At 62.1% G+C, this 520-nt stretch carries 1 protein-coding gene; it reads left to right on the top strand.

What is annotated here, in order from left to right:
• On the top strand, nucleotides 1-520 hold a 520-nt coding region (locus B9Z45_RS17185; protein WP_158270458.1), incomplete at both ends, for a hypothetical protein.

The raw sequence follows: 520 nt of genomic DNA on the forward strand, positions 1-520 counted from the left end.
GACGCAGGCATCAAAGACGCCAGCGGCAAACTGCTGGTCACAAGCCTGAACTTGGCCGCCATCAACTCAGCTCTGGCCTCTACCAGCGTGACCGCCGCGCAGCTCAACAACACTGCCGCCATCGCTTTACTGGTCGCGTCCTACAACACCATCCTCAACTGGGCCAACGGCACTCTGTCCGACAGCGGCACACGCCCTCAGGCAGCTGACTACACCAAGATCGGCGTGTCTCTTGGCAAAGCTGCCAGCGGCAATACCCTCAACCTGCTCAACGCCGTCGTCGGCGGCAAAACCCGCAGCGGCGTGGACTCGATTGGCGAGCTGCAAACCCTGGTCAACGCCACCAACACCCTGCAAGCCGTGGTCGCAGGCACAACACCGGTCAGCGCACTGACCGTGGCCAACCTGCAAAGCCTGGGCTTGAGCGGCATCACCACCAAAAACTTACCCGCCGTGCTCAGCGCCCTGGCTGCACAGGCAGATGACGGCAGTGCCACAGACTCCCTGACCGAACTGCAAA

The sequence above is a fragment of the Limnohabitans sp. 2KL-17 genome, assembly GCF_003063415.1.
In the GTDB taxonomy this organism is placed as follows: Bacteria; Pseudomonadota; Gammaproteobacteria; order Burkholderiales; family Burkholderiaceae_C; genus Limnohabitans_A.